Genomic DNA, 11,993 nt, shown 5'->3' on the forward strand with positions numbered 1-11,993 from the left:
AGCGGCCCCTACGATCTGCCTATGACCCCTGAGCAGATGGAGTGGGCGCTGGCCGAGGCCGGCAAGGGCGCCCTGGCCGTCGCTCCGGGCTGGTTCCGGGCCTGGGGGACCTCCGACGAGAAGTGGTCGGCGATCAACGTCCGGGCGGCCACCCAGGTGATCGTCAACCACAGCCGTGAGGACGATCGTCACCCCAACAGCTGGACCGTACGGGCGCTGTTCGGCACTCACGCGGTCGAGCTGCGCGTCGGCCCCTACGACGCCAAGGAGCACGCGGTGCTCGTCGCCCACGCGGTGCTCTCCGTGGCGTACGCCGAAGGTCCTAATCGAATTCCAGGTCTTGTCTCGGCGCCGGGCGCACCCGAACCTGCGTGATCGCCCGCCCGGTGACCTCGACGACCTCGGCCGTGTGCCCGTCGACCTCCACCACCTCGCCGGGCTGGGTCGGAATGTGCCCGAGCTCGGCCAGCACCAGGCCGGCCACCGTCGTGTAGTCGCCCTCGTCCCGGCGCTCGACGTCGACGCCGATGTCGGGCAGGTCGTGCATCGGGAAGGTGCCCGGCAGCAGCATGGCCCCGTCCGGCTCGCGCACGACCGACTGCACGTCGCGGTCGGTCTCGTCGTAGATCTCGCCGACGACCTCCTCGACCAGATCCTCCATGGTGACGATGCCGTCGATGGCGCCGCGTTCGTCGACCACGAACGCGAACTGCTGGTGCTGCATCCGCAGCTGGCGCATGGCGTCGGAGACCTTCAGCGACTCGGGCAGGAAGAGCGCGGTGTACAGGTGGTCGCGCACCGGGCCCTGGGCGTCGATCAGGTCGCGCAGGTGGACCACGCCGAGCACGTCGTCCAGGCCCATCGGCCCGGTCACCGGCGCCCGCGAGTGCCCGCTGGCCACGAGCCGGGTCAGCGCCTCGTTCGACGGCAGGTCGGCCGGCAGGATCAGCACGTCACGCCGCGGCACCAGCACCTCGCGCAGGATCCGCTCGGCGATCTCGAAGGCGCCGCTGATGATCGTGCGCTGCTCCGGGGTGAACTCCTGCTGCTGGGTGACCATGTCGCGGATCTCCTCGGTGCTGACCTCCTCGCGGGTCGCGTTCGGGTCGACCCCGGTCATCCGCACGACGACGTCGGTCGACTTGCCGAGCAGCCAGTTCACCGGGCGCGAGAGCGTGGACAGCAGGTCGAGCGGCCGGGCGGCCAGCAACGCCCACCCCTCGGCCCGTTGCATCGCGATCCGCTTGGGCGCCAGCTCGCCGATGACCAGCGTGAAGAAGGTCAGCACGATGGTGACGAGCACGATCGCGACCGGCTCGGCCGCGCTGCCGAGGAAGTTCAGCGGACCGGTGAGCGGCTGGGCCAGCGAGGTGGCGGCGGCGGCCGAGGCCAGGAAGCCGGCCAGCGTGATGCCGATCTGAATGGTGGCCAGGAACCGGTTCGGGTCGCGGGCCAGCCGGGCCAGCGTCCGCCCGCCCCGCGACTGCCGCTCGAGGCGCTGGAGCTGGCTGTCGCGCAGCGAGATCAGCGCCATCTCGCTGCCGGAGAAGGCGGCGTTGACCAGCACCAGCACGACGACCAGAACGATTTGCCACCCATATCCGCCCACGGGCCCGCTTTACCCTTTCCCGGTCGCCGTCAAGCGTCTCAGTGCTTCGCGGCGAAGGCCAGGGACATCAGAGTCGCGGCGATCATGCCGCCGAGCAGGGTCAGGCCGATGCCGCCGATGTCGAGGCGGGCCTGGAGCCGCTTGTGGGCCACGAGCGCCGCCACCGGCACGCCGGCCGACGGGGCGATGAGGAAGGCCAGCCAGCCGAGCGCCCTCAGGACCGGGCCACCCCACACCTGCGTACTGCCGAAAGTCACCAGGCCGGACCCGACGAGACCCGCCAGCGCCGCGACCAGCGCGCCCAGGATCGGCAGCAGCGGAAGCGCCCAGCGCGGGAGCGAGCGGCGACCGGCCGGATGGATCGTGTGGTCGATGCGCTCGGCGGCCCGGGCCAGCAGGGCCCGCGGAGCCTTGACCTGCGGCGACTCCGGACTGCGGGGCAGCGCGGCCCGGGGCACGGCGTCGACCGGCACCGGCTCCGGCATCTCGCCCAGGGCCCGCACCCGCAGGCCGCGGGCCCGGCGCAGCTGATCCCAGAGCCGGGCCGCCTCCCGGTCCACGTCGAGCACCTGGGCGGCCGCGGCGCCGGCCCAGCGGTCGGCCGAGATCGCGTCGCCCTCGGCCCGGGACAGCTCGCCCGCGGCCTGGGCCGCGCTCTCCTGATAGGCGTGCTCGGCGTTGCCCATCTCGGCGTCGCGCCGGGCGGTCGCCTCGGCCAGCGCGCTCACCATGAGCTGGTAGTCGCGCCCGATGGGCTGACGGTCACGTGTGGTCACTGTTCACCTCGTACGGGACGATGACTTCCGGGGTGCGGTGCACCGAGCGGTCGAAGAACAAGGCGCGGCGGTTTCGCGGATACCACGCCGGGCCGCCGGGCTGCGGATAGAGCGGCGCCAGATCGGGACCCTGCACGTCGAGCGCCACCCAGGCCCCGATCGGGTCGAGGCGGGCGCCGGGGCCGCCCAGGCTGTCGCGCAGCCGGCCCGGCGAACGCCACCAGCCGAGCACGTGGGTGCGGTGCTCGGGGCCCTCGACCAGCAGGCGGCGCAGCGCGGCCGGGTCGGCGCCGGCGTCCAGCGCGTAACCGAGCACGTAGTGCGGGATGGTGCCGAACGGCTCCGACGGCACCACGTCGCACCAGTCGGCCGACGGCAGCTCCGCGATGAGCCGGGCCGCCGCGCGGGCCGCGTCCGGGTCGAGGCAGACGACGCTGAAGTGCGCCGGTCCCTGCGCGGCCAGCGACAGCGCGGCCGCCGCGAGCACGTCGCACGCCTCCTCGGTGCGGGTGCCGAGCACGGCCAGGTTGCGGCCCGGCATGCGGCCCAGGCGCAGCCGGGCCGGGCGGGCGGCCACGTCGATCCGCTCGCCCAGCACCGCGCCCGGCGACGAGCCGACCGGGGCCGCCGCGTCCGGCACCGGCCCCGACGGCCGGCAGCTCTCCGGCAGGCGGGGCACGGCGTCGCCGTCGAAGAGCCGGGGTTGCTCGCAGCCCTCCGGCCGGTCACGCCACAGGCGGCGCTGGAGGCTGCGCCAGACCAGCCGGTCGCCGGCGTCGGGCAGCCGCACCACCTGGTTGGCCCCGGACGTGCCGGACTGGGTGTTGACCACCGCGTGGAAGCGGGGGATTACCGCGGCCGCCAGGTTGTCGTCGGCCAGGATGCGGCGCGCCTTGGGCAGGGCGATGCGCAGGGTGAACTGTCCGATCAGGCCGCTGCGGCCCCACAGCGCCTCGATGCCGGAGACGTCCTGGCTGGCCAGGATGAGATGGATGCCCTGCGAGCGGCCCCGCCGGGCCAGGTCCTCGAGCAGCGTGACGGCCTCGTCGGCCACCGCGTCCCGGCCGGAGAGCAGCACCTGGAACTCGTCGATCACGGCGACGATGCGCGGCCAGTGCCCGGTCGGGTCCTCGGCCCGCAGCTCGGCCAGTTTGGTGGCGTCGACCCGCTTGGCCGCCTGGGCCCGGGTGCGCAGCTCCTCGCTCAGGTGCCGCAGCATGGCCAGGCCGAACTCGCGGTCGCCGTTGACGTTGATGCCGGCCAGGCGCACCTGGGGCAGCCAGGCCGGGTCGCGCGGGCCGGGCACGAAGCGGGCGAACGACACGCCCTCCTTGAAGTCGAGCAGGTAGAACGCGAGCTCCTCGGGCCCGTAGCGGGTGGCCAGGGCGGCCAGCCAGGCGTACAGCAGATTGGTCTTGCCCGAGCCCGAAGGGCCGCCGACCAGGGCGTGCGGCGGATCGTCGCCGAGCGGCACCTCGACCAGCGAGCCGTCGGTGGCGTCGCCGATCGGGGCGACCAGGCCGTGCGCCGACGACTCGGCCCACAGCTCGCGCGGCTCCAGGTCGGCGAAGCGGGCCGGCGGCGGGCCGGCGCGCAGGCGCTCGGCGGTCGCCCGGCAGAACGAGGTGACCCGGTCGGCCGGTGGCGGGGGATCGAGGCGGATCTCCAGGTCGCCGGTGATGTCGCAGGTCGCGGTCTGATCGGTGACGACCAGGCGCCGTACGGTCGGATGGTCGCCCAGCGCGAGACCGCGCACCACCAGATGCACGCCGCAGGCGACGCCGGTGCGCACGATCCGGTCGAGCTGGGCCCGCTGCGCGTTGGTCAGCTCCTCGGCCGTGGCCGGGTCGGCCAGCAGCACCACGACCCGCCACGGCTCGGGCCGCGGGCCGGTGGTGGCCGCGGTCAGGTCGGCCAGTGACTGGTGCTCGCCGGCCAGCACGGTCTCGTTGACCCGGCAGATGTGCTCGACGAGATCGTCCAGGGTGGCGCCGAGGGAGCCGGGCGCGACGAACGAGATGCCGAGCGGGGCGAACGGCGCCAGCGTGCCGCCCAGATGCTCGGGGTCGTAGACGGTGAGCTCGATGTCACCGGGCCGGCTGCTGCCCAGCGCGCGCAGCAGCAGGCCGGTGATCACGCCGTCGGCCACCGGGTGGGTGCCCTCGAAGTGCAGGTGGGCCGCGTCCAGGAAGGGCACGAGGGCGGGCAGCGCGGCCGTGTCGTCCAGGTTGAGCGAGCCGATCCGCAGCAGGCCGGGCCGGGCGCCCGGCGCGGGCTCGGTCGGCGCCCACATCCGCCATGGCAGGCCGGCCGCTCCGGTGGCGCTGACCGCGGCCAGCCGGCGCACGTTGCCGGCGAGCCGGGTCGACTCGTGCTGGAAGCGGCGCTGGATGTCGCGGCGGGCGGCGTCGCGGGCCTCGGCGAGCTGGTTCAGGCAGGTCGCGTACGCGTCGCGGACGAGCCGCCGCCGGTTCTGCGCCTCGCCGCGCGCCGACTCGGCCTCGGCCAGCACGGCCCGGGCCGCCCCGCGCGCCTCGGCCAGCTCCTGCCGGACGACGGCGACCAGCGCGTTGCGGTGGCTACCCACACGACCCCCTGGAAATCACGCTGGGGGATTTTACTGACTTTCTGCGCGAAACGGACAATCATGTGCTGCGTGTCGGTGCGCCCCGCACGCTCCACCGTGGCTTTCCCCCGTTCAGCTGGGCCTGGAGCCGGCCCGCGATCACCGCGGCGCCCTCCTCCTGCCACCGGCGCAGCGTGCGGCGCGGCACCTTCCGGCGCATCCAGTCGAGGGCCCGGCGGGCGTCGCGGTCCAGGCCGTCCGTGTTCAGCCTTCGGGCGTACGGGTTCAGGCCGAGCACCAGGCAGTAGTGCAGCGCGTTGTAGAGCCGCCACGAATCGGTGGTGTCGAACTCTCCGGCGGGCCGCAGCCGGTCGACGCCCTCGTGCAGCACCGCCCGCAGCCGCAGTGCCTTTTCCTCGCGGCTGGTCCGCCCCTGGTCGACAATGGCCAGGCCGGTCAGCGGGCTGCGCATGAGCCGGCCCAGGTCGCCGTAATTGTCGAGGGCCTGCCGGGTGAAGCGCCGGAAGTCGTCCTCGCTCACCTTGGTCAGGGTCCGCTGCCGCGGAAGCGCTTCGACCCTCATCAAAAGGGCCGCCCGGTCCGACCGCAACCGGCTGTCGCCGCGGAACGCGATCGCGTTCAGCGCCCGCTGCACCGCACCGGACAGGCCGGCCAGCGTCATCACGACCGCCACCAGGGCGAACTGGAGGACGCGGACCGCGCCCGAGTCCACCGCGATCATCGTCAGCGCCGCCGGACCGCCCAGCAGCACGATGCCCGCGAGGGCGCCCAGCACCGACCGGATCAGATCGGGACGCAGCCGCTCGCCGGCCGTCAGGGCGTCGTCGACCGCGACCAGGAAGGCGAGGATCAGCAGGTCCAGCCCGAGCGCGGCGATCACCAGGATCGGCACGCCCAGGCTGACCGGCAGCAGCAACGCGGTCAGCGTCACGCCGTACAGGACGGCGGCCACGGCCAGGGCGGCCGGCAGCATCGGCGGCCGTACCTGGTCACGAAACCGCCAGAGCAGCACCACCCCGCCGGCCAGCGGGGCCAGCACCACGAGCCGACCGGCCTCGGGCAGCGCCACCACCGTGATCAGGAACGCGACCGAGAGCACCATCCAGCCGATGTCGATCTGCCGCCGCTCGGGCGAGGCCGGGGGCAGCAGGGCCACCGCGGCTCCGGCCCAGAGCAGGGCCGGCGCGCAGAACAGGACCTGGGCCGCCATCGAGTTCGGCTCGACCGTCCACACCACGACCCCGGCGGCGTACGCCAGGAGCGCGGCCGCCGCCCGGGCCGTCGGCGCCCGCACCGGATCGCGGCCGAGCAGATAGCAGGCGGCCCACCACGCGAGGGCGAAGGCGGGAACGGCGATCGCGGGCACTCGAAGAGTCAACCAAAAGAGTGTGGCGCGCCGGAACCCGACAGTTGTGTGCGCTTCGCCCTCTTCTGACGTCGGCGGCGGACGACCCAGAAGCCGCCGATCACGATCAACAGCAGTCCTACCAGGACCAAGATGGGCAACACGATGGCCAGAACGGCCATCAGCACGCTGCCGATGTCTTCGGCCGTGCTGGCCACCGGAGCGCCGAAACCGGCCGTGGTGGTGTTCACGACGGGCCGGGAGGCGGCCTTCACGCCGTGCACGCCGAGCGCGATGACGACGCCGGCCGCGATCGGCACCCACTGATGCGAGCCGAAGAACGAGCCCGGGTCGCTGACCGTGACCGTCTCCGAGGCCGAGCCGGCGCCGAAGGCGAGACCGCCGGCGGTGGGGCGCACCACGGTCTGCACGACGTCGTTGACGTGATCGACCACGGGGACCTTGTCGGCCACGACCTCGATGGCCAGGAGCAGGGCGAGGATGAGCAGGGTCCAGCCGTTGGCGAGCCAGCCCCACCCGTTGGGGAGATCGATGAGGTCGGTGTACCGGGCCAGCAGGCCCATGGTCACCAGGGGGATGTAGGCATTCAGCCCGGCCGATGCGGCCAGGCCGGTGCCGGTGAGCGCTTCGAGCACGTCTCCAGGATGGCATTCGGGCGCCATTCCCGCCTTCCGGTACGGTCGTCCAGTGCGCCTGGTCATCGCGAAGTGCTCCGTCGACTACGTCGGACGGTTGTCCGCCCACCTGCCTCCGGCCGTCCGGCTGCTGATGGTCAAGGCCGACGGCTCGGTCTCCATCCACGCCGACGACCGCGCCTACAAGCCGCTGAACTGGATGAGCCCGCCCTGCAAGCTGCACGAGCAGCCCGGGGTGTGGAAGGTCGTCAACAAGGCCGGCGAGGAGCTCCGGATCACCCTGGAGGAGATCTTCCAGGACACGTCGTACGAGCTGGGTATCGATCCCGGCCTGCAGAAGGACGGCGTCGAGGCCCACCTCCAGGAGCTGCTGGCGGCCCACCCGGAGACCTTCGGCGAGGGGTGGTCGCTGGTCCGCCGCGAGTACATGACCGCGATCGGCCCGGTCGACCTGCTCTGCCGCGACGCCGAGGGCAAGGCGGTCGCGGTCGAGATCAAGCGCCGCGGCGAGATCGACGGCGTCGAGCAGCTCACCCGCTACCTCGAACTGATGAACCGCGACCCGCTGCTGGCCCCGGTGCAGGGCGTCTTCGCCGCCCAGGAGATCAAGCCGCAGGCCCGTGTCCTGGCCACCGACCGCGGCATCCGCTGCGTGGTCGTCGACTACGACAAGCTGCGCGGCATGGAGCGCAACGAGCTCACCCTCTTCTGACGATGGTCCGCGCCGAGGTGCTCGACCGCTTGGCCGAGGCGGTCGGCGCCGTCACCGTCGCCCACCCGGTGCGGGTGGCCGTCGACGGGCCGCCCGCGGCCGGCAAGACCACCCTCGCCGACGAGCTGGCCGTCGTCCTGCGCGCCCGGGGCCGGGACGTCATCCGCGCGACGATCGACGACTTCCTCTTCCCCCGGGCGCGGCGCTACGCGCGCGGCGAGTTCTCGGCCGAGGGCTGCTACTACGACACTCACGACAACGACGGGCTCAAGCGGGTGCTGCTCGACCCGCTCGGGCCGGACGGGGATCGGCGCTTCCAGACCGCGGTCTACGACCACGAGACCGACACGGTGTCGTCGCCGCCGCCGGTCACCGCTTCCGCCGGTGCTGTGCTGCTCTTCGACGGTGTGTTCCTGCTGCGGCCGGAGCTGATCGACCGATGGGAGCTGCGGATCTTCGTGTCGGTCGCGCTCGAGAAGACCGTGGAACGGGCCGTGATCCGGGAGCGGGCCGACGTCGAACGGCGCTGGCGCGAGCGGTACCTGCCCGCCCAGCGGCTGTACTTCGGCGCGGTCCGGCCGGCCGATCACGCCGATGTCGTCGTGGACAACGACTGACGGCTCAGCGGTGCAGCTCGGTGCGGTTGGTGTCGGTCGTGCCGGACAGGTAGGCGCGGGCGCCGATGACGCCGACCACGGCCTGGACCAGGACCGTGGTGGGGGAGAGCGGATTGCCCTGGGCGATCTCGACCAGGGCGGGCAGGCCCAGCAGCAGCATGTCGGGGCCCATGACGGCGTTGACCAGCGGGCCCGTGGAGAGGGTGCCCATCGGGGTGTCCAGGGGCAGCAGGTCGTTGCGGACGAAGCCGGCCCGGGCCCGGTGGACGGCCGCGGCCGCGCCGACCGGGCCGAGGGCCAGGCCCAGGGCCCACCACGGGCCGGACGGCAGGTCGCCCAGCAGATCGAGGGCGGTCAGGGCGAGGGCCGACCAGAGGGCCGCGAGCACGCCGGGGACCCACAGGCGCTGGAGGACGGCCTGGCGTGAGGAGAGACCCAGCAGGCGCAGCAGGACCGCGTTGCCGGCGTCGGTGCGGACGTTGCCGGTGGCCGTCATGGCGGCGATCAGCGAGCCGAGCAGGACGGCCGCGCCCACGATCCAGGCCGGTGCGTTGCCCAGCAGCAGCGGGAAGGCGGCCGCGAAGACCAGCCACACCAGGCGGCGGCGCCGGCGCAGGGTCAGCATGATGTCCTGGGCCACCAGCACCGGCAGGCGGGACGGGAGCCGGATCGAGCGCAGGCGGCGGCCGGCCCAGTACCGGCGCTCGATCATGTCGGTCAGGAACGACGGCTCCATCCCGAAGGCCGTGTCGAACAGGGTGCCGGCCGTGCGCGAAGCGTCCAGGATGTGATCGCTCGGCGTGCGGGCGAGACCCCGTACGGCCAGAGCGAGAATGACCACGACGACCACCGCGACGCCCGCGACCAGCGGGACCAGCGTCTCCGCCGGGGGCCACGCGGTGACCGCGACCGGCTCGTCGAGTGTCGTGTCGATCACCAAGCCGGCGAAACCGGCCGCGAAGACCAGGCTCATCAGCGTGTCGACCGCGGCGCCCCAGCGACCGCCGGCCTGCGCGGCCGTGGCGATCAGCAGCAGGATCAGTCCGAGCAGGGCGCCGCCGGCCGTGAGCAGGGCGATCTCGTCGCCGATCAGCGTGCGGGGAGCGGTGTGGCCGACGATCGCCACACCCATCAGCGCCCCGATGACCGCGGCGACGGCGGCGGCGATGCGCAGCGACGGCATCAGCAGGCTGCGGCGGCTCACCGGCGCGGTCAGCAGCCAGGACGCCGCGGCCCGGCTCAGCGCGAGCGGGCCGAAGCGGCGCAGGGCCAGGTAGAGCAGGCCGTAGCAGAGCGCGGTGAGCGAGGCGCCGGCCAGGCCGGAGGCGTCCGGGTGCGGCGGCCAGAAGACCTCGGCCAGCTGCCGGTGCAGCATGCCCCCGATGATCGCGACGGTCAGGACGCCGATGTAGAGGCTGCTCAGGGTGGCGCCGCGCTCGCGGTGCGCGGACTGGGTGCGCAGGATCCAGCGCCGGACGGGAGCGAGCGGGACCGTGGTCATCCGGCGACCGCGCTGAGCGACTCCATCGTGGTGATCGCCGCGCCCGAGGCGATCGCGAAGTCGTCGTCGTGGCTGGCCATCAGCAGCGAACCGCCGCCGGCCATGTAGTCGGCCAGCAGGCCGGCCACGTCGGCCCGGCCCTCGCGGTCGAGGCGCTGCTCGGGCTCGTCGAGGATCAGCAGCGAGCTCGGGCGCAGCAGGGCGATGGCGAGCACGAGCCGCTGCTTTTGACCGGAGGAGAGCGACGGCGGGATGGCGTCGGCGTGCTTGGCCAGGCCGAACCGCTCCAGCGCCTCGTCGATGCCGGCCTCGGCCGGGTCCTGGCCGTGTGCGCGGCAGACCAGCTCGGCGTGCTCGCGGGCGGTCAGCCCCGGATACCAGGTCGGCGGCTCGACGGTGGTGACGACGGCCCGCCAGAACTCCGGGGTGGCGCCGGGGTCGCCGCCGAAGACCGTGATCCTGCCGCTTTCGATCTCCTGGAGGCCGCTGACGCAGCGCAGCAGGGTGGACTTGCCGACACCGTTCTCGCCCACGACACAGACGCCCTCGCCCGCCGGCACGGTGAGGTTGACGTCGACCAGCACCGGCGTGGCCCCGTAACCGGCGTGCAGGCCCTCGACCTCGACCGCTTCCACGTCGAGGACCCTAGCTCACTTACGCCCGTACAGAATCTTCAACGCTCTGATGATCGTCGCGACCTGCGACGACGTGCGCTCGAAGGTCATCGCCGGTAGCAGCGACGGGCCGCGGCGCACGGTGATGGCCTTGGCCCGGGCGAACTCGCGCAGGCCGTCCTCGCCGTGGATGCGGCCGAAGCCGGAGTCGCCGACGCCGCCGAACGGCAGGGTGCCCATGCCCGAGAAGGTCAGCGCGCCGTTCACGGCGACCATCCCCGAGCGCAGCCGCCGGGCCAGGCGCACCGCGTTCTTCTTTCCGAAGACGGAGCCACCGAGCCCGTACGCCGTGTCGTTGGCCCGCCGCAGCGCCTCCTCCGCGTCGGCGACCTTGGTGATCGTCAGCGTGGGGCCGAACGTCTCCTCCCGCATCTCGCGAGAGTCGTCCGGAACATCGATCAAAACCGTCGGTTCCACGTACGGCGGCTGCACGGCAGAGGCGCCGCCGAGGACCGCCTGGCCGCCCTTGGCCAGCGCGTCCTCGATGTGGTCGCGGATGATGTCGATCTGCTTCGGCATGGTGATCGGGCCGATCTCCGCGCCGGTGCGCAGCTTGCCGGCTTTCTGCACGACGGCCGCCACGAAGGCGTCGTAGACCGGGGCGACCGCGTACGCCCGCTCGATGCCGATGCAGGTCTGGCCGGCGTTGGTCATCGCGCCCCAGACCGCGGCCTCGGCCGCCGCGTCCACGTCGGCGTCCTCGTCGACGATCATCGCGTCCTTGCCGCCGGCCTCGATGACGGCCGGCACCAGGTTGTCGGCGCAGGCCACCAGCACCTTTTTGGCGGTGGCGGTCGAGCCGGTGAAGGCCACCTTGCCGACGCCCGAGCGGCACAGCGCGGCGCCCACGTCACCCAGCCCGTGCACCGCCTGCAGCACCGGCTGCTCGGGCACCACCTCGGCGAACGTGTCGACCAGCCACTGGCCGACGATCGGGGTGTACTCGCTCGGCTTGAAGACGACCGTGTTGCCGGCCGACAGCGCCCCGGCGATCGGGCCCATCGGGGTGAGGATCGGGTAGTTCCACGGGCCGATCACGCCGACCACGCCGTACGGCTGGTATTCGAGGTGACCGGAGTGCTCCATGAGCAGCAGGCGGCTCGAGGTGCGCCGCGGGCCCAGCACGCTCTTGGCGTGGCGGGCCATCCAGTCGAGGTGCTCGACCGCGCCGGCCGCCTCGACCACGGCGTCGGCGCGCGGCTTGCCCGCCTCGAGGCCGGTGAGCTCGGCCAGCTCCTCGACCCGGCGGGCGATCAGCGAGCGCCAGCGCAGCAGCCGCTCGCGGCGGCCGTCGAAGCCGAGGGACTGCCACCAGAGGGCGGCCTCCTTGGCCCGGGCGGTGGCGGCCTCGACCGCGGCGGCGTCCGAGACCGGGACGCGGCCCGCCTCGTGGCCGGTGGCCGGGTTGGTGGAGATGAGCACGCCGTCTTCGACGACCGGGAGGCCGGGCACGCGAGTAGCGGTCATGGTCGGCAGTCTATGACCGTTGTTACCGGTGAGTCAGTACCTCTGCGTA

At 73.2% G+C, this 11,993-nt stretch carries 11 protein-coding genes; 3 read left to right on the forward strand and 8 right to left on the reverse strand.

What is annotated here, in order from left to right; translation table 11 throughout:
- The first annotated feature begins 21 nt into the window (after positions 1 to 21).
- Entirely contained in the window at positions 22 to 375 is a 354-nt protein-coding gene (locus CRP55_RS04800; RefSeq protein ID WP_097318178.1) for a hypothetical protein, read from the forward strand.
- On the opposite strand, the gene CRP55_RS04805 is transcribed toward CRP55_RS04800, so the two are convergent.
- From CRP55_RS04805 to CRP55_RS04825, 5 genes are read right to left on the reverse strand one after another with little or no spacing between them, the layout of a single operon-like run.
- Positions 323 to 1,609, reverse strand: coding sequence for a hemolysin family protein (locus CRP55_RS04805; protein ID WP_097318179.1), 1,287 nt, complete (start codon positions 1,607 to 1,609; stop codon positions 323 to 325). The genes CRP55_RS04800 and CRP55_RS04805 overlap by 53 nt on opposite strands.
- Positions 1,610 to 1,647: 38 nt before the next feature.
- Positions 1,648 to 2,385, reverse strand: coding sequence for a hypothetical protein (locus CRP55_RS04810; RefSeq protein ID WP_097318180.1), 738 nt, complete (start codon positions 2,383 to 2,385; stop codon positions 1,648 to 1,650).
- Positions 2,372 to 4,972, reverse strand: coding sequence for an FtsK/SpoIIIE domain-containing protein (locus CRP55_RS04815; protein ID WP_097318181.1), 2,601 nt, complete (start codon positions 4,970 to 4,972; stop codon positions 2,372 to 2,374). The genes CRP55_RS04810 and CRP55_RS04815 overlap by 14 nt, the downstream gene beginning before the upstream one ends.
- A 58-nt stretch (positions 4,973 to 5,030) precedes the next feature.
- Positions 5,031 to 6,350, reverse strand: a complete 1,320-nt coding sequence (locus tag CRP55_RS04820) for a hypothetical protein (RefSeq protein ID WP_245922779.1) — start codon at positions 6,348 to 6,350, stop codon at positions 5,031 to 5,033.
- Positions 6,347 to 6,973: a DUF4126 domain-containing protein gene (locus CRP55_RS04825; RefSeq protein WP_097318183.1), complete on the reverse strand. Its 627-nt coding sequence runs from the start codon at positions 6,971 to 6,973 to the stop codon at positions 6,347 to 6,349. Before CRP55_RS04825 ends, CRP55_RS04820 begins: the two co-directional genes overlap by 4 nt.
- A 52-nt stretch (positions 6,974 to 7,025) precedes the next feature.
- Here CRP55_RS04825 and nucS point away from each other — a divergent pair, with 52 nt between their 5' ends.
- Together nucS and CRP55_RS04835 are read left to right on the forward strand one after the other, a co-directional pair.
- Positions 7,026 to 7,685 carry an endonuclease NucS gene (nucS, locus tag CRP55_RS04830; protein WP_097318184.1) on the forward strand — a complete coding sequence of 220 codons (660 nt, stop codon included), beginning with the start codon at positions 7,026 to 7,028 and terminating at the stop codon, positions 7,683 to 7,685.
- A gap of 2 nt (positions 7,686 to 7,687) precedes the next feature.
- Positions 7,688 to 8,302 carry a cytidylate kinase family protein gene (locus CRP55_RS04835; protein ID WP_097318185.1) on the forward strand — a complete coding sequence of 205 codons (615 nt, stop codon included), beginning with the start codon at positions 7,688 to 7,690 and terminating at the stop codon, positions 8,300 to 8,302.
- 4 nt (positions 8,303 to 8,306) lie between these two features.
- Here CRP55_RS04835 and CRP55_RS04840 read toward each other — a convergent pair whose 3' ends face one another.
- From CRP55_RS04840 to CRP55_RS04850, 3 genes are read right to left on the reverse strand one after another with little or no spacing between them, the layout of a single operon-like run.
- Positions 8,307 to 9,803 (reverse strand): DUF6297 family protein, encoded by a 1,497-nt coding sequence (locus CRP55_RS04840; RefSeq protein ID WP_097318186.1) that lies wholly within the window; start codon positions 9,801 to 9,803, stop codon positions 8,307 to 8,309.
- A complete protein-coding gene (locus CRP55_RS04845) occupies positions 9,800 to 10,438 on the reverse strand; it encodes an ABC transporter ATP-binding protein (protein WP_097318187.1) in 639 nt (212 codons plus the stop codon). The genes CRP55_RS04840 and CRP55_RS04845 overlap by 4 nt, the downstream gene beginning before the upstream one ends.
- Positions 10,439 to 10,453: 15 nt before the next feature.
- A complete protein-coding gene (locus CRP55_RS04850; protein ID WP_097318188.1) occupies positions 10,454 to 11,944 on the reverse strand; it encodes an aldehyde dehydrogenase family protein in 1,491 nt (496 codons plus the stop codon).
- Positions 11,945 to 11,993: the final 49 nt, after the last annotated feature.

The sequence above is a fragment of the Paractinoplanes atraurantiacus genome (assembly GCF_900215205.1).
GTDB lineage: Bacteria > Actinomycetota > Actinomycetes > Mycobacteriales > Micromonosporaceae > Actinoplanes > Actinoplanes atraurantiacus.

Bases quoted from the DNA above. Each gene is read 5' to 3' on its own strand.
- CRP55_RS04800 (WP_097318178.1), top strand. From the start codon at position 22: ATGACCCCTGAGCAGATGGAGTGGGCGCTGGCCGAGGCCGGCAAGGGC.
- CRP55_RS04840 (WP_097318186.1), bottom strand. From the start codon at position 9,803: ATGACCACGGTCCCGCTCGCTCCCGTCCGGCGCTGGATCCTGCGCACC.
- CRP55_RS04835 (WP_097318185.1), top strand. From the start codon at position 7,688: ATGGTCCGCGCCGAGGTGCTCGACCGCTTGGCCGAGGCGGTCGGCGCC.
- CRP55_RS04850 (WP_097318188.1), bottom strand. From the start codon at position 11,944: ATGACCGCTACTCGCGTGCCCGGCCTCCCGGTCGTCGAAGACGGCGTG.